The organism is Mucilaginibacter sp. KACC 22063, assembly GCF_028736115.1.
GTDB lineage: Bacteria > Bacteroidota > Bacteroidia > Sphingobacteriales > Sphingobacteriaceae > Mucilaginibacter.
In genome coordinates, this window is record NZ_CP117877.1 from 3,589,740 (window position 1) to 3,611,158 (window position 21,419).

The following is a 21,419-nucleotide window of genomic DNA, read 5'->3' on the forward strand; positions in this document are numbered from 1 at the left end:
TATTATGAAAGCTATATTTACTTATAAATGCTTGCACATTTGATTCAACATAAAGGGAAAGGAGAATAGGTAATAGGTATACTGCTGATAATTGGCTTTTTATTTGTGCTTACTGATAGCTTATCAATTAACGATAAGTATAACGGCGCCGTTACTCTTTTACTGCAATCAATATGTAGAAACATATGGGGCATGCGTGCCCATAACAAATGTGATAGCTAAAACATGAAGAAAAACTATTCAAATTAATAAAACTTAGCCAAGATCTTATTCTTATCTATTCTTTTGATAGGAAATAAATGATATTTATTATGCAGAAACTGCCATATCTCTGCCTTTTTAGGCAGTTTCCTTTTTTCGCTTAATTCTCTTAATGTTTGATCTGTTTCCAATAAACGCATATTGTAAGAGGTTATTTTTGAATCTATTAATGCAGCTATTTCGTCAGCATATTTCATGGCTAAGCGTAATTCATCCCACGTTAATCCTATATTTTCATATACTTGGGGATTAAGGGCAAGAGGCATTCCGCTTATTTCTTGCAAAAATTTGGGAGTCGCTATTCCACCATTATGAGCAGCTGCACATCTTACTTTATATATTTTTAACCATTCAGTAGCATTTCTTCCGAAATTTATCTCAAAAAGTTCGGCTGCATATTTAAGCATTTCAGGAACTGTAGAAGATTTTAAAATAGGAGAAGATATTGCTTCACCTATTTTTGTCAATTTTAATTGAGTGTTTTTTTCAGACGGATTAAGGACGTGTCCTTGAGCAGCAATATAAAAAAATGTAACCTCTTTAAGATATGTTTCAAGGAAAGATGTATAAATTACTAACAAGTGTAATCTATTTCTTTCCATATAGGTTGGTAGCCATTTTAAGGTTTCCTCAACTGTTTGCGTGTGCATACGCCAATTAAAACTACTACCAATAACCTGAGTAGAAATATCAGTTGCGGGTTTGCCCGTTAACAGATCCTTCAAACAATCTGCTGACATTTGTTGTGTCCAATAAATCCGAGACAAATCACTCGTCTTTTGCCTGAATTTTCTAAATGATAAAGTTGTTTCCCAACTTCTATTAATTCCCATTCGATTAATTATATATACTATTCTTGTCGCCCTAACTTTGAATCCTAAACCAATCCTTTATCAGTAGTTTTAACCTAATAATATCGTCTTCTTCCAATTCACATGAATGAGCAATTACATTCCTTATTTTCCCAAATTGACTAACGACCGATTCCATAGATTTTTTACTTCTAATAGTATCTGAAAAATCCTCCCAGTTATACGTGATGATGTCAATTAGTTCTCCGAAATTTGTATATGACAGTGGATCTTCTGATCGTATAGCCATTGCAGTATCTTTCTCTTTTGCCTGATTGTCTGCAACATTTTTAGCTACTCCTGGCGGAGCTTTGATGTCCCACCAATTAATGCCATGTTTCTCTTCTAGTCTTCCTGATATCAAGCTTCTAATTGAGTTCTCAAATGCAAAGTAATAAACATAAAATCGAGCCATTTTTCGTGCAGAAGTGAGAATTTCATGCTCAAATAATTCAGTGTCCACAATTTCCTTTTTAGAGACTGTATCAATATGTTGTATATCAACTCCTGATTCTTCGATTTTCATCAGGTCAGTTTCTAACATCAAGTTTTTAAAAGCAAAATGCTCTAACTTTTTACTAAAATTATTCATCTAATAAATTGTCTTTTAATGCTTTGAATATTGAATTATAAACTTCTATCTCTGTAGTTGCGGGCAAGTTTAAATTTATTGTGTAAGAAATTCCAAAAGCCTTATTTATCTTAAATGCCGCCTCGGGTTTTACCGGCTCATTAACATCATTATCAGAGTTATTTTCACTCTCAACTTTCAAGTTTTTTACAGGCTCTACCGGGCCATCAAATTTTGACAGCTTAACAAATTCTTGGAAGGTAGCCACAACTTTTGGAATTATTTTGTCATCGTCCCCAACTCCTAACAACGTTTTTAATTTAGTTGTTAAGGCGTCTTTACTTAATTTATGAGCGTATTCCGCAGTTTTATACAAATCCGCATAAGCTTTTTTTACTTGAACGCCTAGGACAGACGAGGATTTTGTGTCATCTCGATATTCTTTGTAAATATTAGTAGGTACACTTGCTTGGTCTAAAAATTCTAATTTCTTTAAAATTGGAATAATTGCTCGGTAGCTGGATGATCCAAGGCCTAAGACGGAAGCGAGGAAATCAAGTGTGAATTTTGGTGGTACAGAAGCCTTTTTTATCTCGTCTAGAACCTTGGGTACCGCATTATATGCGTCCATGTAAGGAGGATATTTAGTTGTTGGTGCCATAATTAGTGATAAGTTTTATATCCGAATATATAAATCATTTTTTTAAAATAATACTTTGCCTACGACGTCTTAATCAAAACAAGTCTAATCCTCCGGCTTCTCTTTTGGGTTTGCCATGCGCACAATTCGCGGTTCAAACTTCGCTAACACTTCTACCAGGTCGTTTTGGGCGGCCATTACGGCGTTAATATCCTTGTAGGCCATTGGCGCTTCGTCCACGTCGCTACCCAGCAGGGTAATACGCTTTTCAACCAGGTTGGCGGCAATAGCGGTTCTATCTAGCGTTTTAAAAGCTGCGCTTCGGCTCATGGCACGCCCTGCACCGTGGCTGGCGCTGTTAATGCTTGTCGCATCGCCTTTACCGCGCACTAAAAACCCGGGGGTGCTCATGCTACCCGGTATAATACCCAACACGCCCTCGCCCGCCGGGGTGGCACCCTTACGGTGTACCATTACCTCGGTACCATCGGCCAGTTGCTCTTTCCAGGCAAAGTTGTGGTGGTTCTCTACCATCGCCATTGGTTTAACGCCTAAGGCACGGGCAATCTTGTTGTGGATCTCGTGGTGGTTAGCACTGGCATATTCGCCAGCCAGGTTCATGGCTATCCAGTATTCCTGCCCTTCATCCTTATCCAGATCCAACCACGCCAAATGCTTGGCTTGCGCCGGCAGTTTGGTTTTAGTCATGGCAATTTTGCTGTAATGGTCGGCCACGGCGCCCCCAAACCCCCGCGAACCGGAGTGCGAAAGCAGCGCCAGGTAATTACCTGCCGGTATGCCGGGCATAGCGCCGTCGGCAATAGTCAGTTCGCCCCATTCCACAAAGTGGTTACCCGTACCGCTGGTACCTAACTGCGCATAAGCCTTATCCTTAAGCGAGCGGATCACCTTAGTTTCGCTCCAGGTTTTACTGTCAAACAACGAGCTGTCGAAGTAAGATTTGGTTGTACAACCCATCCCGAAATAGGTGTTATCCACCAATATATTCTTCAGCTTATCTTTCTCGTTATCAACAGCCGCAGCAGGCAAATCAAAAATGCTTAAACACATACGGCAGGCAATATCCACCCCAACTGCAAACGGAATAATGGTATTTGCCGTAGTGGCCAGCACACCACCGATAGGCAGGCCGTAGCCCTGGTGTGCGTCGGGCATTAATGCGCCGGCAACGGCAATGGGTAATTGTACGGCAGTACGCATCTGTGCAAGCGCACCTATCTCAATATTCTCCAAACCCCACACCGGGAAATCGGCAATCTCTTCTTTCAGTTTAAAGTTAGCGCGTTCCTGTTTTATAAACTTACCCTCTTTACGCAGGGCAATCACCTCCTCGGCCAGGTTCTTAAACTTACCGCCTTTTTTCAAAGCATAAGGCATCGGATCGTCAACCAGGGCTTCCAGGTTGGCCAGTATTTCGGCCTTGCTCATTACATGGTGCTTCAGTAAACCATTAGCCACGCGGCTAAAGCTCACCAGTAAGTCCACCTCGTTTATACCTAAAGCCTTTAACTCGTTATTGCTGATCTTTTCTTTTTCCATCGTATTTATACTGAAAGTATCATTTAATAATTTAAAGTCTCCAGACCTAACAAACTCCTCTCCCCAAATCGGGAGAGGGGGCGTTCGTGAACGCGTTCAGCCTTTCGACAGTACAAAGAGAAACACCAAGTGCGCAGCGTATTTGCGTAGAAGAAAATATTTTAGATATTTATATAAAAATTCTGATATTTGTTCTGCGTTCAGCAATGAAAACTTCGCATACTTCCATATAACCCTTTCCAAGCACTGCCTATTAGGCCAACCGATTTACTTTGTCTAAAAGTGCCGGCAAACAGCCGTTATTTTTCAAGTGCTAAACAAGGGCATCCTGCCAGGGATGAATGTTGAATTATTAAATCAATCAAATTTTTATATGGACAAGTGTAATGGACACTACTTTATGGCCTTACCGTTTAAAATCGGCAAGGAGAAAGAAACAACTGCAAAAAAAGAATCTGGATAAGCAGCTACTGCATACGGAACGTGAGCTAAAACGGTTACAGGATATTAAAAGCAATCAACCGCTGGTGCCTTTAGATAAGCCTTATCAGAAAGGATGGGTGCGCAAGTTTGTACTGAGGCCGGAGATACAAAAAAGTGAAAAAGCGGAGTTTTACCAGGAAATACTGGATAAGATCAATTCGAGCCAGCGGCATTATGATCAATCATTTAAACAACCAAAACGGAACAAACACCGGCACCGGTATCATTATACCAGCTTGCCCGAACTAAGAACAATTAGCCGGCACGACTGGATCTACAATAAACTTGAACTAAGCGAAGAGCAGCGCGACTGTTTCAGACGCGTGGAGTTTTGGGACGAGCAATGGTATCGTTGGGATTATAAATATGCGTTTGCAAAACCTGAGTTATTTGAGATAGCCGTACTACCTTACATGGTAGATAAGATAAAACTGGGAGATGCCATATTAGAGCAGGAAATAGATCACTTGAATTATGTCTTATATGAAAGCCGGTTAATGTATCGTTTCTCTAAAATAAAAGGAAGGTGCTTTAGATACCGATGGGATGAATACGAAAATCCCAAATACCTGAACCCGCTTAAAAATATACCGCTTAATAAAATTAAAAATATTTTTACAGAAATTTCTTGATTTAAAAAAATAAGTTGTATACTTGCAGCATGAAAACACAATTAATACAGATACAATTGCCGCAACTGATTTATCAGAGGTGAATGGGTATGTATTGAAATAATATAGCAAGATATTCAGAATCCTCTTAGATAAATCTAAGGGGATTTTTTGTTTTAAGTCAATTTCAGGGTAGTATATCAATTGGTCAGATTACCACATTTGGGATGTGGAGGCTCCCGGTTCGAGTCCGGGCTACCCTACTGATAATCATAATAGAACGTTAGCTCAATTAGGTAAGAGCGGCACCCTTATACGGTGATGGTTAAAGGTTCAAGTCCTTTACGTTCTACAATGTATTTTCCTGTGGTGCAACGGTAGCACCTCTGATTTTGGTTCAGAAGATCGTGGTTCGAATCCATGCAGGAAAACTTAATTTTGGAAAACATCTTTACTGCTTAAGTCATTTTAGAATGCTATAGCGGGTAAGGGAGGGCTATTGCCTAAATACAGATATTTCTGTATTTCTAATCAACAATAACCAATGTATCAAATACCTGTTTTTTGTGATTGATGATACTGTCTAAGTTATAATTTGCTTTAACAATTGTGCTATCGAAATCATTATACCTGTCATAATCTCTATAGATCTTTATGATTTTATTTGCAATTGTGGTATCAGGTTTCCTTTTGTAAAGGTTACATAAACAAAGCGCCAGGTGGTTCTGATTGGCTCTGTAATATCTCCTTCCAGGCCTTTAATATCATACTTAAATCGAACTGTACAACTTTTAAATGTTAGGGCTTGTGTACTGCTATGACGTATCTGAGGGAGAACCACCGTAAAAAATATGGTGGTAAACGCCAAGATACCAAGTACCCATGCTGCGGTTCTTCTCTCTTCCATACTATAGGCTTTATCATTTATACAAAAGCCTGCAACAAGTAACCTTTGCTTCTCACAATAAATATGTACGCACTTGCTTTGCGCAGAAGAAAATATTTCTAATATTTATTAACTAAATCTCAAACCCAATCCACGAATTTCGAAATCATCATCTTATGCCTGTTAACCGCAATGCCCTTATCCGATACCGAACTATTGACCAATGTCTGCAAAACAGGCGAAGGAAATGGACGCTTGACGACCTGATTGAGGCCTGCAGTGATGCCATTTACGAATACCAGGGTATTGATACCGGCATAAGCCGCCGCACCGTACAGGCAGATATTGAAATGATGCGCAGCAATAAGCTGGGCTATGAAGCGCCAATTATCGTCGTCGATAAAAAATATTACACCTATGCAGATAAGGACTACAGCATTACCAATAGCCCCATCAGCGCACAGGATATGCAGGTGCTTGGCGAGGTTTCGGGACTGCTGAAGCAATTCAAAGGTTTTAACCACTTTGCCGACCTTAACGAAATGGTGAGTAAGCTGGAAGATAAGATCTACACTCAAAAAACGCAGCTCAGTCCGGTTATCGACTTTGAAAAAAACGACAATTTGAAGGGCCTGGAATGGATCGAAGTTATACGAAAGGCCATTGTAGAGAAAAAAACGATGTGTATTACCTATCAGTCGTTCAAAGCACGCGAAGCCAGTATCTTTTGCTTTAGTGGCTACCTGTTAAAAGAATACCGCAACCGTTGGTTTGTGCTTGGCAGGGCACACCGCCGCAATAGCCCGCTATTAACCCTTGCATTAGACCGTATACAAACCATTGAAGAACACACAGAAAGCTACCGCGAAAACATTGAATTAGATCTTGCTACTTATTACAACAATGTAATAGGCGTAACAAAAACACCCAACCAGCGCGATTGCGAAGTAGTGTTTTGGATAGATAAAGATAACGCACCTTATGTAATCACCAAACCTTTACATCATACTCAAAAACTGCTAAGTGAAGACGAAACGGGAAAAACATTCAGCATCCGTGTAATTATGAATTTTGAGTTAGAGCGCGAACTTTTAGGTTTTGGTTCAAAAATAAGAGTTTTGGGACCAAGAATTTTGGTTAAACAAATGAGGGCACAGATTAAAAAGACATTGGAGCGCTACGAAAACAACTTCTAAATCTATTTTCTTGCCCGTACTAATACACGGGCAACGCTAATATTTTCTCTATTTCCGGTGCGATGTGCTTATCATAGTATTCGTTCTCTTTTATATCGGTAAAGCCTGAAGATTTGCATACTTTCTGCGTGAAATAATTTGCTGATTGGCAGAGCGACATAAAAGCCAGAAACCTGATTTCCGGGTTGCTTTTTTCTGTAAGGTTCTTTTCCGTTTTGTCAAATGCTTGCTTCAATAAAACGTTTAACCGCATTTTCAGATCAGGAATTGCAACAACCCCGGGATTACGCAGGTATTGAATAAGTACGTTTGCTTCGTGCGTATGGTTAAAATTATATATGTTAATCTGATGCCATATATCCATTAATGAGGTAATTAACGTATCGTTTGTCCTCAACTGCCTTTTTAAATTATCTACAAGATCATCAAGGCACGTAATCAGGCTTACCTGCAAAACATTTTTTAGTCCGCCAAATTTTGACATGATAGTTGATTTACTGCATTTTGTTGTAAAACAAATCAAAGGGAGCGTTACATGGTCGTATCCATACATACTGATCAGCGCAATGGTATGCCCAATGATAAAATTTGCCGATTTACTGTTCCCGTAATTGTTAATATATTGGTTAGGCATAATAAGGTTTTTTAGAGGATTCATATCTAATATTTTCTAAAGTACCTGGCGTTGCTAATGAATGCCAGAGGAAGCTTCATTAACGCTCAAACTCAATCAATCTGGTTTCCGATAATTTCTAAGCTTTTTATTCGGCCATTGGCACGTTGCGCCAGGCGGAGGTTTTGATCGGAAGTGAAATATTTGTAAAGCCAGTTAATAAAAATCTGCACCTTGTTTTTAACCCCCAGAATAAGCATCAAGTGCACAAACATCCAGGTAAACCAGGCAAGCCTGCCTTTTAAATGCCATTTCGGAAAAGTAAGATCTACCACGGCTTTGCGCTTGCCTATAGTGGCCATAATCCCCTTATCATAATATTCATAAGCTATTAGTTGCTCCCCCTCAAGCATACGGACAATATTTTCGGCAAGATTATCGGCCTGACTTTGTGCTACACTGGCCAATTGCGGGTGCCCATTCTCGTAACCGGGCGCATTCATTTGGGCGATATCACCTATAGCGTATATCGCATCTGCCCCTTCCAGCATATTAAACCGGTCTACTTTGAGTCGATTACCTCTGGTTATTACATCCCCCGTTAAACCTGGCGGTATGTCGCCGCTTACTCCTGCAGCCCATATCACGGTACGCACTTCAATGCTTTGTCCGTTACTTAACTGCAACAATTTACCGTCGTAGGTTTCCACCCCTGTTGCGGGCATAAAATTCACCCCCATATCAGTAAGGTAATTCAGGGCGTCAATACCAGACTTTTCGCTCATATTTTTCAACGGACGCGAATTGCGGTCGATCAGATATAAGTTCATCAGCTCTATATCCAACTCGGGATAATCCTTGGGCAATACATTGTTCTTAAGTTCTGCTAATGCACCTGCAAGTTCAACACCTGTTGGCCCGGCGCCAACAATGGCAACGCTCATTAACGAAGACCGCTTTGATGGAGATTGAGTATCCAGTGCATCTTCATAATTATTGATGATCTTATTCATCAGTTGCAGTGCCTCCAATGTTGTTTTCATTGGAAGCGTGTGCTGTTTTATGGCATCATTACCAAAGTAGTTTGTTACCGTGCCGGTTGCAATAACCAGCTGGTCATATTCAAAATTGCCGATATCGGTTAAAACCAGCTTTTGCACCGTATCCAACCCTGTCACTTCAGCTATCCTTATCCTCACGTTTTCACTGTGCTGAAATATCTTTCTCAGCGGAAAGGAAATATTGCTTGGCTCGAGGCTTGCTGTTGCCACCTGGTATAGCAGCGGCTGAAACTGATGAAAATTATTCCGGTCTATCAGCAGTACTTCAACACCTTCTTGATTGCTAAGTTTCCTGGCCAGCCGCAGTCCTGCAAATCCGGCTCCAATGATCACCACTTTCATTTCTGATACTATTAATTGTGATTATCTCTGATAATTTTCTCCCGTTGCAGTGAGATAATGGTAAACTGCCAGTTGGTTATTATAATCGGCATAAGCGGTAGTAAGCACTTGGGCAGCTTGCTCATAACTGGCCTGGGCATCCAACACATCTGTTACAGGGCTTAGGCCTGCTTTGTAGTTATCCTTGTTTACTTTCAGGTTTTCAACGGCAAGCTTCAGGTTTTCCTGTGCGTAGCTGATTTGCGTAAGCTGATCTTTTAGTTCATACCAGTAGCGCGTAATACCCAACTTTATCTGATCCTGACCATCGCGAAAATCATTGGCAGCAATGGCTTCATTTAACTTTTCCTGTTTCACTTTTTGCTTGCCCCGGCCCCATAAACCATTGGATATAGGGATACTTAATGTTACAAATCCCGAAGGGACAAATGAACTGCCGAAAGCATTATTAAATGAGCCCGTCTGTGCTGCGCTAGCCCCAACTGACAAACTCGGCAGATTATCACCTTTTGATAACCTGGTTTGCAATAACTGTGCATCTACACGTTTTTTAAGTAACTGGTAATCATAATTTTTTGCAAGTAAAGTATCGGGTGCCAGGCCGGGCAATACAGGCATATGCTCTTTATCCAAGGTATCCTGCATGGTCATCAATGAATCAAAAGGCATACCTGTATACATAGAGAAGTCGAGTAAGGCTACTCGCCGCCCATTTTGTAATTTACTTTTTTGCACCATTAACTGGCTAAGCTGTACCTTCACCTTTAGCAGGTCATTACGTGCAATAAGCCCCGAAGCAAGCATATCTTTCTGCATTTTAAGCAGTCCGTTAAGCAGCACCTCGTTAGCAGCTACAGTTTTTTGCTGCTCCTGCAGGCTCACCAAGTTCCAGTACTTCTGCTCGGTGAGCAAAAGCACCGAGTCGGTTGACTGCTGCATGCGTATGCGTGCTACATCTAATTGCAGGCCTGCCAGTTTATTGCTGGTTTGTATTTTTCCGCCGGCATAAATTGGTTGCGTGCCTGTAACACCAATCAGGTAAAAGTTATTAATGCCCTTTTCAAGTAAGGGAGGCATGGCAGAAATAAAGTCTTTAAAACCCAGCAACCCCAACCCGGTTGCGCTAACCGAAGGTAAATAGTCTGCCTTGGCGGCAGACACACCGGCTTTTGCAGATTCGGTTCGTAATTGCCCGTTTTTTAAAGCTTTGCTGTATGATAGTGCTGCCTCTTTGCTTTGCTTAAGCGATACTATATGCTGCTGAGCAAATACAGGCAGGCTGATAACCGTTATGATTAAGGCTAAAATCAATCTTTTCATAATAATGACATTAAGCGTTGAGGCTTGTTTCTTTATGGGCCGTTTGCTGGTCTTCTTTATGGAAAAACAACCAATACATAGTAGGTAAAGCAAACAGCGTGAGTAACATGGAAACCAATAAACCGAAGCAGATTACGGTACCCAGCGGCCCCCATAATGATGACCGGCTAAGGATCATCGGTATAACACCAACAGCCGCTGCAGATGATGTAAGGAATATGGGCCTCATTCGCCGCTCGGCCGATAGCTTCGCTGCTTCAAATACGGATACGCCTTCATGGTGGCGCAGTTCTTCTGCAAAGTCAATCAGGATCACTCCATTTCTAACTACAATACCGCAAAGTGCCAGCAAACCTAAAAAGGACGTGAAACCGAATGGATAACCTGCAACCAACAATCCAAATGATGCGCCAAGTATACTTAACGGCATGGTGGTAATACTCAGCACCGCATGTTTAAGGTGCTTAAAGTGCCATAACAGGATCAGGAAGATCAGAATAACACTTAACCCTAAGGCCATACCCATGGGGCCCATGTTTTCATTTTGCAGCTCAAGTTCCCCGCCGTAGTTTATTTCCACACCTTCAGGAAGTTTTATTTTTTTAATATCCGGCTGCAATTTGGCCAATACGCCGTTTGCAACAGCATCAGGCAATACATCCATCCTAACGGTGAGCGTACGTATACTGTTGCGACGTACAATCTGGCCCTCATTCCAGTCTGGTGTAATGTTAGCCACCTGTCTTAAAGGCACAGCTGCATTGGTTTTAGGTGATACAATGTTCAGCTCGTTCAGCTTGGCTATGTCCATGCGCACCTTATCCGGTGTCTTTATCTCTACATCTATAGGATAGGTCTCTTCCCAAAGTTGTGTTGCTTTGATACCGGTTGTTTGGGCAGCAATAGTATTTGCAATGTCGTTTTTACTGATACCAAGACGTGCAGCTTCAGTTGTTTTTACATCTATATTCAGCCCTTGCTGCATATCATCAAAATCAGTACGTACCCAGTTCACCTCTTTGTTGCGTTTACCAATTGCCATTACCTGTTGAGCAACTTTTTTCAGGTCAGATATGCTATCTCCGGATATCCTTACTTCAATCGGCGCCTGTGCATTAACCATATTCAGTTGCTTCATCCGGACATAAGCGGATGGGAAACGTTCGCTGTATTTAGGAATGTATTCTTTGATCACTTCTTCAGTGGCATCCTCTGAAGTTGTATTTATAAGGATCTGTGCATAATTTTTTGCAGCAAGGTTAGGTGCATATACCATATGGAATCGCGGCGAGCTGGACCCTATAAAGCTTGTATAATTTACGATGCGCTTATCTTTTGCCAGTATGCGTTCCATACCCTTCACCACACTATCTGTTTGCGCAAGGCTGTAGCCGCTTGGCAGGTAGATTTCCACGGCAAACTGGTTGCGTTCTACCTTAGGGAATAACTGCTGTGGCAGTAACCCCATAAAGATGACACCTACTACAACAGACAATACTGCAAATAAAACAGTAAGCCTGTAATGGTGCATGGCATTGCCGATATGCTTATTAAAAAAGTCTTGCAGGTAATCCAAAAAAGATTTTTTATCAGTCTTTTTTTCACCGTGCAAAAGTCCCTTTTTAATAAAGAGCGTGTTAAAGAACGGCACCAGCATCATGGAGATAACCAGCGACAGTGTTAATGCGATAATGATGGTAAAAGGGAAAACGCTGATAAAGTCTTTTGCAGTACCTGTCATGAAAAACATTAGCGGCACAAATGTGGCGGATATGGCCAGCGTTGCAGTAAATACCGAAGGGAACAACTCTGATGCGCTGCTTTTTGCTGCATCCCAGACTGACATGCCGTGATCCAATTTTTCAATGTGGTTATCTATCACCACAATAGGGTCATCTACAACAATACCCAACACGACAATTAATGCTGCAAGGGTTACAGTATCCAGCTCCAAACCGAAAAGGTACATAATACCCAATGTAGCGGCGATGGTTATCGGAATTGTTGCCGCAGCTACAGCAGCCACGCGGAAAGGCAGCAATAACAACGCTACGACGATTACCCCAACCAGTGCAAAGGCAAACTCTTTCATAAAGTGGGTAATGGACTCATCAACCACTTCCGGCTGATTAGCCAGCTTTACCATTTGGATATCTTTAGGCAGATGCTCACGCACGACATCCAGCCGCTCTTCAAGCTTTTTACCGAATTGCACAATGTTTTTACCGCTCACCATCTCCAGTGAAATGATGATAGATTTTGTCCCATTCGAGGTTACATAGCTATCCGGTTCCTGATATTTGCGTTTGATGGTAGCAACGTCACGCAGCCTCACCGTATTCCCGTTATTATCCTGACGGACAATCTGCTCGGCCAGGTCCGCTTCGGTCTGGTAAAACGTACTCAGGTGTATCGGGCGATCAATGACTTCGCCCTTCTCTGTACCTGCTGAACTGATAGCACCTGCATTTTGCAACACCTGCATAATGGTGTTTACCGAAATACCCTGCTGCTGTAGTTTGTTGTTGTCTATGTAAACTGATATTTGCTCGTCAAGATTACCGGTATGCGATATTTTGGCTACATCCTTAACATGGCGTAATTGCGATTCAATGTATTCTACATTGTTCAGTAACTCTTTATATGGGCGGCTTTTAGATTCAACAGCCATTAATAAGGCCGATGTGCTGCCAAAATCACTGTTGACGTAAAAGCCCCGGACTTCCTTAGGTAACTGGCTCTGTAAAATGAGCATCCCGTTTTTAATCTTGTTCCAGAAGGCTTTGCTCTGAACATCGTTGTATTTATCTGATACTTCCAGGAATATATACATCATCCCATCCTTTGAATAGGAATAGGTTTTTGTTTTGTCGACCTCATTATTGCTGAAAAGGTATTCTTCTACCTTTTTAGTCATTTGCTGTTCTACCTGTTTGGCAGATGCACCCGGATACATGCCAATGATAACACCCTGCCTTATCGTAAAATCAGGAAACTCATTTCGCGGCATGTTAAAAAGCGCTGCTATACCAAGTATAAACAGGATGATTGCGAAGGCTACCGGCAGCACATGATATTTCATGGCCCAGTCAATCATACTTCCTTTTTCTTCTTTCATAGCGGCTTATTTATTGAGTATGGTTACTGGGGTTTGATCCGAAAGCTTTTGATAGCCAGAGGTGATCAGCCGTTCATCGCCTTTCAAGCCTTCGGTAATGGCAATGCCGTTGCTATAAAGCCGGCCTGTTTTCACCATTTTACGTGCAGCTTTATTATCAGCTCCGGCCAGGTACACAAACCTGTTACCTTGCTCATCCACCTGAACGGCCTGTACCGGCACCAATACACCAGCACTGTCAGCCGTATCAACTGATTTTTTAGAAGACAGGAAATTAACCTTACTCAGCATGCCTGGTTTAAGCACATGGTCGGCATTGGTTAGTTTAACCTTTACATTGTAATTGGCTGTACCATTAACCGCAAGCACGCCAACTTCTGAAACTACGCCATTGAATACACGGCCTGCCAGTGCATCTACTTTTATCACAGCTGGCGTGCCTTTTGGAAAGCGGTTCACCTCGCTCTCGGGCACTGCTACCAGGGCTTGTATAGATCCGGTTTCCAATAGTTGGGCAATCGGCTGCCCTGGGTTCGCCACGCCTCCGGCTTCTATTTTTTTATCACCTATGTAACCCGACTGGGGGGCATAAAGGCGGGTATGCACAATATTTTGGTAAGTTGCCTTAGCTGCCGATGTCGCCTGTTCAAAGTTTGACCGTGCTTCAAGCATTTTAATCTCCGCTATGCTTCCTTTACGATAGACCTCATCCATTCTGCGATAATTTTCTTCGGCCAGCTTAGCCTGTGCCAACTGCGCATTATATTGATTGCGGTAAGTGGTTTCATCTACCTGCGCAACCAGTTGCCCTTTGTTGACATAATCACCCGCCTTCACAGGAAATGAAGTTACAGTACCTGAAACCTGGAAACTTAAGTCTATAGCCTTGTCGGCCTGAAGGGTGCCGTCATAATCAGTTTGCTGTGTCCCCTGGTTGTGATCTTTACCCAAATTGATCACTTCTACAGCAAGTGTATCAGGGCCTGCCTTCGTGTTATTTTTATGACTACAGCTGCTCATCAAGGTTGATATGGCAATTGCGGCTACGATGATGATCGTCTTTCGTTGTGATATAAAGCACTTCATTTTTGGACAAGTTTTTGCTTTTTGTATTTAATATATGTCTTGTAATATCTGATTATCCGCTGCAAATATATAAACAACTTCTAATTAAAAATACAAAATAACATTTTTTGTCTTTTTGTTTTTTATCACTTTTGATTGATATTTTTTTTACACTTTTGTAAACACCCTGCCTTTTATTGTTTAGGTTGTAGTGGATTATATGAATAAGGATATTTTGAAAAAAGAGAACGAAGCTGTGACAGACCGTGTAAAGGAGGAGATTATTGAAGGCGCTGAAATTGCTTTTAAAAAATATGGTTATACAAGGGTAACCATGCAGGATATCTCTAAAGAAGCTAAAAAGGTACGCAGTACTGTTTATAAATACTTTGACAATAAAACCGAGGTGTTGAATGCAGTAACGGGGAAAATTATGTCAGCGATACTAAAAGACTGTTCAACAGTTGTAAGTAAAAGACGTTCGTTTTCAGCAAATATTGATCAGTACTTTCGCCGTAAACTGGAAAACATCAAATTACTGGTGAGTGATTATGAATTATTGGTAAATGACCTGAAAACTGATCCCGGTTTAATTATTCTCAAATCGAGAACCATGCTGGAAGACGAATTATTACTCATGGGAACCATGATACAATGGGCAATGGAAAACGATGACATCAAATCTCTTAGTGATGAAGACCGCCTTTTTTTAGCTGAAACGCTACACACCGCTTTCAAAAGTTTTGAAATGGAAATTATACTCTTCGGCCGTTTTCCGAATTACGAAGACAAACTTTCCTGGCTGGCTCAACTACTTCAAAAGGGACTTTCTTAAGATCATGGAACTGCAAATACTTTTACGAACAACCCCGCGATAATATTATCGCGGGGTTAACTTTTTGCGAAAAATTAGCATGAAAAAGCCCAGTTAATTATTAGAATAGTACTAATGAAATTAAGGCGCATATCTAATGCGTCTATAGTTATAAAAAAATGCGGCGTTTAAAGATTTACGGTATTCGATGAAGTGAGGAAGCTTACTTCTATGATCACTGATTAGTCCATGCCCCAATAGATGCTTGTAATTCATCCTGCGTTTCTGGTAATTGTACCCTTAACGAGCGGTCCACACGCGCATGAACGCTCTCCACAAACGGCCTAAACAGCTCGTTATATCTCTCAAAAGCAGTTTGATAATCACCATTAGCGTGCAATTCCTTCGCTAATAATGTGGCGCCTTGCATAGCCAAACTGGTACCCATACCGGTGAAAAAGCTTGGGGCGTATGCCGCGTCACCTATTAGGGCAACACGCTCCTTTGTCCAGCTTGGCATTTGAATTTGGCAAGCTTCGTCAAAATAAAGGTCATCGGCGTTAAGCATCGCATCTAATATCTGCGGGATCTTCCAATTGGAGTTATCTTCAAAAAATGCTTTTAAAATTTGCTTAGGCCGTTCGCGATCTCGATAATGCCAATCTAATTTGGGTGAACGGAATACAAGGATGGCATTCGCGGCATCTTTAAACTGAAAGATCACTGCCTGTTTGCCCAATTCACGATAAACAATGCCTGTTGATTTTGGCCGACCCGTTTCGATATGATCTGCGGCAGCAAATGCAAAGTAAACATCCAGGAACTTTTTAAACTCATCCTCTGGACCAAAAACAAGTCTTCTGACTGTGGAGTGAGTGCCATCGGCGCCAAATACAAGATCATAAATTTTATTTTCACCATTCTCAAAGGATACTTCCACATGATCTTGATGCTGGGTTAAATTAGATATACTGTTACCAAAAATTATCTCCACCTCATCTTTCGGAATGGCCTCATAAATGATCTTAACCAGATCGCCTCTATGTATTTCAATATCACCCAGGTATTCAGGCAAATTATTGATGGCGAATTTAGCCAGTGTTTGATCTTCTGCACCCACAATCTCATCAGTATGGATGAATTCATTGGCTTTGATCTGGTCATAAATGCCCATTTCCTTCGCTATGTTCAGTGCGTCACCGCGTACATCAATAGGTGAGCCGGCTGTTCTGAGCTCTTTACCCAGTTCAACTATGGTTACTCCGTAACCGAATTTATTTAACCAGTAAGCCAGCGTTAATCCGGCAAAACTGGCACCGGATATTAAGACTTGTTTTTTCATTGCTTCAATTATTTTGCTTTAATACATTATTGATAAGGCAAAACTAATGTTAGCTCTACAAGTAAAATATTCGATAAAATAGTATTTTTACTCGAAAAAAATGAATTCTAAATCAAGTGATTATCATCCAAGGAGTATACTTGAATTCACCAATAAATTAGGAGTAGTACTGGAGGACGTGCTGCAACACGTTCAGGTCCTCTTTTTTAAAGGATTTACCTTTTTGCCAGACATGGCCATGCACTTCGGTTCATTTTATGTGATGAATGATTTTACACGCGTAACCGGCCAATCGGATATACCAGACGGTATTGGCATTGTATTTCATAACATATTCGAAAATAACACTGATGATAAATTAGTTAAGCATAAAAACACCTCACCAATGGAGCCGCCTTATGTACGCATATTTCCGTATACGCTTCGCCAATCTTTAGATTTTAAGAAAAACACTCATGTGTCTCATGTTTCTATCAGCATTAGTGCAGGGTATTTGAGAAACTTTTTAAAAGAAGAAGCAGAACATTTTGATTACCTTTTTGACAGCACCAATAATTTCTGGATTGAGGAGTTAATGACCGATGATATTTTACGCACTGTAAATGACATCGTGAAAAAAGAAGAGCCTGCGGCTATGAAGAGTTTCTATTATAAAACAAAGGCCATGGAACTACTTTACCATCTGTTCACTAATTTAAAGAAGCGTGAAGGTGCTTATAGTTTAAAACTAAGTGCAAAAGAGATCAAGGCGGTTTATCAGGTCAGGGACAAGATCGTTTCGTCTCTTAGTAAGCCAAGTACTATTAATGAACTAAAACAAATTGCGGGGATGAATGAAATAAAGCTTCGCAAAATATTTACGCAGGTATTTGGCAGGGGTATTTATGACTATTATCAGCACTTACGCATGAAAGAAGCTGCGCGGTTGTTACGTGAAGAGCGACTATCAGTATCGGAAGCAGGCTATGAAATGGGCTTTGAGAACCTGGGGCATTTTACTAAAGTGTTTGAAAAGCATATCGGCAAGAAACCAAAAAAATATGTTCAAAGCATCAATTAACTATAGTCTTTATGGAGAAATTAACGTAACGTGCTAATCCTTAATTTTATAAGCGTTTGCAAGTATTTGTTGGATAGCCGACTTAATACGATTTTGTCCTTCCATTGTATTTACATTAATTCCACAGAAGAGACTATCATTAGATTTGGCATGTAAAACCATATAATAAATACCGGCAACCAACAAGCCTGCTACCGCACGAAGATCTACATCTTTTCCAGGCAAATCTTGTTCTGCTAACTTAAAAAATGCCTCACCAAGCCTTTCGCGCTGTTCGGCAATTTCAAACATCACCTGACTGCGTTCACTGATCTGCCATAATATGATTTTTTGCCACTCCTCATTCTTTATGAAATAATCTAACTGGTTAATGAGCATATTTTCGAGGATATCCCTGGAGGTGGCAGTTTCAGGTGCTTTCAATAATTGTCCTGCATTACCCTCTGAATCGACAAAATAATCTTTACCCTTTACATAAGTTTCGATTAACGCATCAAGACTGTCAAAGTAAAGATAGATTAGCCGACGGTTCACACCCGCTTTTTTTGCAATGTTGGCTGCATTAAGACCCGTATAGCCATCTTCGCGTATAACTTTACCTACTCCCTCAATCAATTTGAGCATTGAACGCTCTTTGTTGTTATTGATTCCTTTATAGGTTTTACGTTGCATATTCCTTATAATAAGGAAAGATGCAGTTTTTGGTTTACATATTCAAATGCATTTAATGCCTTGTCTAAATGTTCTCTTGTGTGGGTTGCCATCAGACTAGTTCTGATCCTGGCATTTTTTCGGGCCACTCCCGGATAAACAATCGTATTTGCATAAACTCCCGCTTTAAGCAGTAATCTTCCGGCATCACCAGTTTTATGAGCGTCTCCAATCTTAACCGGTATTATGGCCGATTCTGTATTGCCTATATCAAGTTTCAGCTCTGTTAAACCCTTTTTGAAATAGGCGACGTTGTCAGCTAACTGCTGACGCCAGTGTGGTTCTTCATCTATAAGATCAATTGCTTTTAAAAGACCGGCAGAAGCAGGCGTAGACGTAGAAGAAAATACCTGTTGCCTCGACTGGAATTTTAAAAAATTGATTATTTCTGGTGAGGCTACAATGAATCCGCCAACATGGCCAAAAGCTTTACTTAATGTGCCGGATATAATGTCTACCTGATTGATTACGTCAAATATCTCCATAACCCCGCGTCCCTTTTGCCCAAGTACGCCTATGCCATGAGCATCATCTACCATCAAATATCCAGCGTAGCGTCTGGTCAATTCCAATATTTCTTTCATTTTCGCCAGATCGCCGTCCTGCGAATATACGCCGTCGATGATTACCAACCGTGTCTTATATTTCCCTTGTGACTCTCTGAGTATTTTTTCAAGTATGCTGAGATCATTATGGAGAAACATCTTCACATTAGTGTCCTTGCAACCTTCAAATACGCTGGCATGTACTGCCATATCAACAATTGCTACGTCTTCCTTTTTTAGTAGCGCCAATAAAGATGCGCTATTAGCGGTGTAGCCTGTTGTGAAAATTAATGCAGAATCAGCTGGACGGCCAAAAAAGGCAGCAATTTTTTCCTGAAGCATTTCATGATACTCATGGTGACCGCCGATCAAAGGTGATGCTCCCGCACCTGTCCCATATTTCTCAATTGCATCTATTGTAGCTTTTTTCACCAAGGGATGCTGTGTGAAGTTCAGATAATCATTAGAAACTAAACTAACACATTTTTGGGGCTCCTCGTTGAATGGGGAAGTAACCCACATTTCCGGACCATTACCTTTCATTGTTGTTAAAAAGCGAAAGTTCATTTGGCTATTAGCCCGCATATAGTCAGTAAACTCCTGAAACAAAGACGCTCGTTCAAATGCGTCAAGTGTAGGGATCGCTTCAAAATCTTTGAAGCTTGCTTTTGCAAAATTAATGTTGTGTTTAAACATGAGGTGTAGGATTATAATGGTTGTAAGGCTCCTAAAATGAGGATTTAAATTATTAATTCACTTGATATTTTCTCATTGCTGAGAAAATATCTGTTCTGGGTCACAGCAATTTTATGCCTCATAAATTGTAGTGTTGAATGTTTAACCACTTAAATATTTGATTATCAGCTTTAATAAATTTGTCAATAAATTTCACACACATGAGAAATTATATTTAATTTTCAAGAAATTATTTAACCAAAAAGAACTTAAAAACTTAAACCTTACTCTTTATGAAAAAATTCATTTACCTAAGCCTTATCACATTATCAATTATGTCCTGTAAGAAGGATGTTCAACTGCAGAAAACTGATTTGTCAAACAAAGGAGATTTAAAGAGCAACGCAAAACTTGCTTCTCTGTCAATGATCGGAGATAGTATCGTTCCGCTTGATTCCACCAAGTTTCCCAAAAAGCCAAAGAAACTAAAAGCGATGTCAACATCTGACGTCTTCAATGACCTTTATCAATTAAATGGCATTAACTTTTTTATCCAAACTAAGGACGCCTATTTTAGTAAGAATACCCTGCAATCTCAGGGAAAGGGAAAAGAAGTTATACTGGCACCCTACTCTTCCACAAATGGTAATCAGCTATTTCATTTGAGATTTTTACCAGCATCAACCGGTATACCCTACTTAATCTATTCTGCTAATGAAGAAATGCCTATAGGTGCAGGATCGTATGCCAGTAACCCGAACAAATACGTACTGTATACTCAAGCAGCCGGAAGCACAAGCCTTTTCGGCTTTTCATGGGACTTTGCGGCTAACGCAACTAATGATGCTTACTATTTTATTAACCAAGATATCTTAGGTTCAGGTGGCAGCAGCCCATGGGATGTGTTTAATTATTATCTCGATGCAACCAACGGTGCCATCGGATTTGCAAGGCCTAGTAATGGTATCGCACAACAATTTAATATTGTGCCTAATGATATCTTTAAATTGGAAAGTATAGAATACATCAATGACGCAACTGCAACCCTTAGTCAAATACCCGATTTTTCTACTACCTGGACTTACACTAATGGCACATCAGTTCAGCAAAGTATCACCACAAGCTTCGGACAGAAAGCCTCTAAGACTTCAAACTTTACTAACCAAAGTACTTTTACCACAAAGGTTTCTACCGAAATCAAAGCAAGTGTTCCATTTATTGCAAGTGGTAAGATCAGTACAGAAATCGGAGGATCGATCTCGCATACTTACGGACAAAGCGAGACCTCTGAGGATACACGAAATTATGATATCCCATTACTAATACCTGCCAATACAAGAGTAACCGCAACTGCAACTGTAACACGTTACAACATGAACGTAAATTATATTGCTACTTTAAGAGGTCAAAATACAAGCAAAGTTATCAAAGTTAGGGGTGTATGGAGCGGAGTAGATTGTACCGATATCGTGGTAAATACTCAGCAAACCAATTTAAAAACGCTTGCCGTGTCTAAAGGTGTTTCAATCAAAGTAACTAATAAATAGCTTGACATGTACAGGCCTATGCCTATATCTTTCTGCCGTAATTAATGTAGTATTTTATAAAGAGCCCGCAGTACGCGGACTGTCAAGTCACTATTAATAATTATGAATTTATAAATCAATTAGTGGTGTTAAAGCCACTAATTGATT

The 21,419-nt window shown here is 40.5% G+C and carries 18 protein-coding genes and 2 tRNA genes; 7 read left to right on the plus strand and 13 right to left on the minus strand.

Annotated features, from left to right (window positions below; genetic code table 11):
• Positions 1-245: 245 nt before the first annotated feature.
• The 4 genes from PQ461_RS15500 to PQ461_RS15515 all read right to left on the minus strand — a co-directional run bounded on the left by PQ461_RS15500 (position 246) and on the right by PQ461_RS15515 (position 3,883).
• Positions 246-1,094 (minus strand): hypothetical protein, encoded by an 849-nt coding sequence (locus tag PQ461_RS15500; RefSeq protein ID WP_274206443.1) that lies wholly within the window; start codon positions 1,092-1,094, stop codon positions 246-248.
• A 31-nt stretch (positions 1,095-1,125) separates the two neighbouring features.
• Positions 1,126-1,704, minus strand: a complete 579-nt coding sequence (locus tag PQ461_RS15505; RefSeq protein ID WP_274206444.1) for a Swt1 family HEPN domain-containing protein — start codon at positions 1,702-1,704, stop codon at positions 1,126-1,128.
• Complete coding sequence (locus PQ461_RS15510) at positions 1,697-2,344, minus strand: DUF5343 domain-containing protein (protein ID WP_274206445.1); 648 nt, start codon at positions 2,342-2,344, stop codon at positions 1,697-1,699. Before PQ461_RS15510 ends, PQ461_RS15505 begins: the two co-directional genes overlap by 8 nt.
• Before the next feature lie 84 nt (positions 2,345-2,428).
• Positions 2,429-3,883 carry an RtcB family protein gene (locus tag PQ461_RS15515; protein WP_274206446.1) on the minus strand — a complete coding sequence of 485 codons (1,455 nt, stop codon included), beginning with the start codon at positions 3,881-3,883 and terminating at the stop codon, positions 2,429-2,431.
• Between the two features lie 386 nt (positions 3,884-4,269).
• Between PQ461_RS15515 and PQ461_RS15520 the strand changes: the two genes are divergently transcribed.
• The 3 genes from PQ461_RS15520 (at position 4,270) to PQ461_RS15530 (ending at position 5,329) form a co-directional block, all read left to right on the plus strand.
• Positions 4,270-4,998: a hypothetical protein gene (locus PQ461_RS15520; RefSeq protein ID WP_274206447.1), complete on the plus strand. Its 729-nt coding sequence runs from the start codon at positions 4,270-4,272 to the stop codon at positions 4,996-4,998.
• 168 nt (positions 4,999-5,166) lie between these two features.
• Positions 5,167-5,240: transfer RNA gene (locus PQ461_RS15525), tRNA-Pro, on the plus strand.
• 14 nt (positions 5,241-5,254) lie between these two features.
• Positions 5,255-5,329, plus strand: a tRNA-Ile gene (locus tag PQ461_RS15530).
• A gap of 300 nt (positions 5,330-5,629) precedes the next feature.
• Here PQ461_RS15530 and PQ461_RS15535 read toward each other — a convergent pair.
• Complete coding sequence (locus PQ461_RS15535; protein WP_274206448.1) at positions 5,630-5,884, minus strand: hypothetical protein; 255 nt, start codon at positions 5,882-5,884, stop codon at positions 5,630-5,632.
• Between the two features lie 155 nt (positions 5,885-6,039).
• Here PQ461_RS15535 and PQ461_RS15540 point away from each other — a divergent pair, with 155 nt between their 5' ends.
• Complete coding sequence (locus tag PQ461_RS15540) at positions 6,040-7,059, plus strand: helix-turn-helix transcriptional regulator (RefSeq protein ID WP_274206449.1); 1,020 nt, start codon at positions 6,040-6,042, stop codon at positions 7,057-7,059.
• A 19-nt stretch (positions 7,060-7,078) separates the two neighbouring features.
• Here PQ461_RS15540 and PQ461_RS15545 read toward each other — a convergent pair whose 3' ends face one another.
• The 5 genes from PQ461_RS15545 to PQ461_RS15565 all read right to left on the minus strand — a co-directional run bounded on the left by PQ461_RS15545 (position 7,079) and on the right by PQ461_RS15565 (position 14,599).
• Positions 7,079-7,717 (minus strand): hypothetical protein, encoded by a 639-nt coding sequence (locus tag PQ461_RS15545; RefSeq protein WP_274206450.1) that lies wholly within the window; start codon positions 7,715-7,717, stop codon positions 7,079-7,081.
• A 68-nt stretch (positions 7,718-7,785) separates the two neighbouring features.
• Positions 7,786-9,075: an NAD(P)/FAD-dependent oxidoreductase gene (locus PQ461_RS15550; RefSeq protein WP_274206451.1), complete on the minus strand. Its 1,290-nt coding sequence runs from the start codon at positions 9,073-9,075 to the stop codon at positions 7,786-7,788.
• A 21-nt stretch (positions 9,076-9,096) separates the two neighbouring features.
• A complete protein-coding gene (locus tag PQ461_RS15555) occupies positions 9,097-10,395 on the minus strand; it encodes a TolC family protein (protein WP_274206452.1) in 1,299 nt (432 codons plus the stop codon).
• Between the two features lie 10 nt (positions 10,396-10,405).
• Positions 10,406-13,513: an efflux RND transporter permease subunit gene (locus tag PQ461_RS15560; RefSeq protein WP_274206453.1), complete on the minus strand. Its 3,108-nt coding sequence runs from the start codon at positions 13,511-13,513 to the stop codon at positions 10,406-10,408.
• Between the two features lie 6 nt (positions 13,514-13,519).
• Positions 13,520-14,599: an efflux RND transporter periplasmic adaptor subunit gene (locus PQ461_RS15565; protein ID WP_274206454.1), complete on the minus strand. Its 1,080-nt coding sequence runs from the start codon at positions 14,597-14,599 to the stop codon at positions 13,520-13,522.
• A 199-nt stretch (positions 14,600-14,798) separates the two neighbouring features.
• On the opposite strand from PQ461_RS15565, the gene PQ461_RS15570 reads away from it, so the two are divergent.
• Positions 14,799-15,413 carry a TetR/AcrR family transcriptional regulator gene (locus PQ461_RS15570; RefSeq protein ID WP_274206455.1) on the plus strand — a complete coding sequence of 205 codons (615 nt, stop codon included), beginning with the start codon at positions 14,799-14,801 and terminating at the stop codon, positions 15,411-15,413.
• Between the two features lie 214 nt (positions 15,414-15,627).
• Here the strand turns inward: PQ461_RS15570 and PQ461_RS15575 are convergent, their stop codons facing one another.
• The gene (locus tag PQ461_RS15575; protein ID WP_274206456.1) at positions 15,628-16,734 is read right to left on the minus strand and encodes an FAD-dependent monooxygenase; all 1,107 of its coding nucleotides are present in this window, start codon (positions 16,732-16,734) and stop codon (positions 15,628-15,630) included.
• Positions 16,735-16,834: 100 nt separating this feature from the next.
• On the opposite strand from PQ461_RS15575, the gene PQ461_RS15580 reads away from it, so the two are divergent.
• Positions 16,835-17,794: a helix-turn-helix transcriptional regulator gene (locus PQ461_RS15580; protein ID WP_274206457.1), complete on the plus strand. Its 960-nt coding sequence runs from the start codon at positions 16,835-16,837 to the stop codon at positions 17,792-17,794.
• Between the two features lie 33 nt (positions 17,795-17,827).
• Here the strand turns inward: PQ461_RS15580 and PQ461_RS15585 are convergent, their stop codons facing one another.
• Both PQ461_RS15585 and PQ461_RS15590 read right to left on the minus strand, forming a co-directional pair.
• Entirely contained in the window at positions 17,828-18,466 is a 639-nt protein-coding gene (locus tag PQ461_RS15585) for a TetR/AcrR family transcriptional regulator (protein ID WP_274206458.1), read from the minus strand.
• Between the two features lie 5 nt (positions 18,467-18,471).
• Positions 18,472-19,746: an aminotransferase class I/II-fold pyridoxal phosphate-dependent enzyme gene (locus PQ461_RS15590; RefSeq protein ID WP_274206459.1), complete on the minus strand. Its 1,275-nt coding sequence runs from the start codon at positions 19,744-19,746 to the stop codon at positions 18,472-18,474.
• 272 nt (positions 19,747-20,018) lie between these two features.
• Here PQ461_RS15590 and PQ461_RS15595 point away from each other — a divergent pair, with 272 nt between their 5' ends.
• Entirely contained in the window at positions 20,019-21,272 is a 1,254-nt protein-coding gene (locus PQ461_RS15595; RefSeq protein ID WP_274206460.1) for a BSAP5b family pore-forming toxin, read from the plus strand.
• The last annotated feature ends 147 nt before the right edge of the window (positions 21,273-21,419 follow it).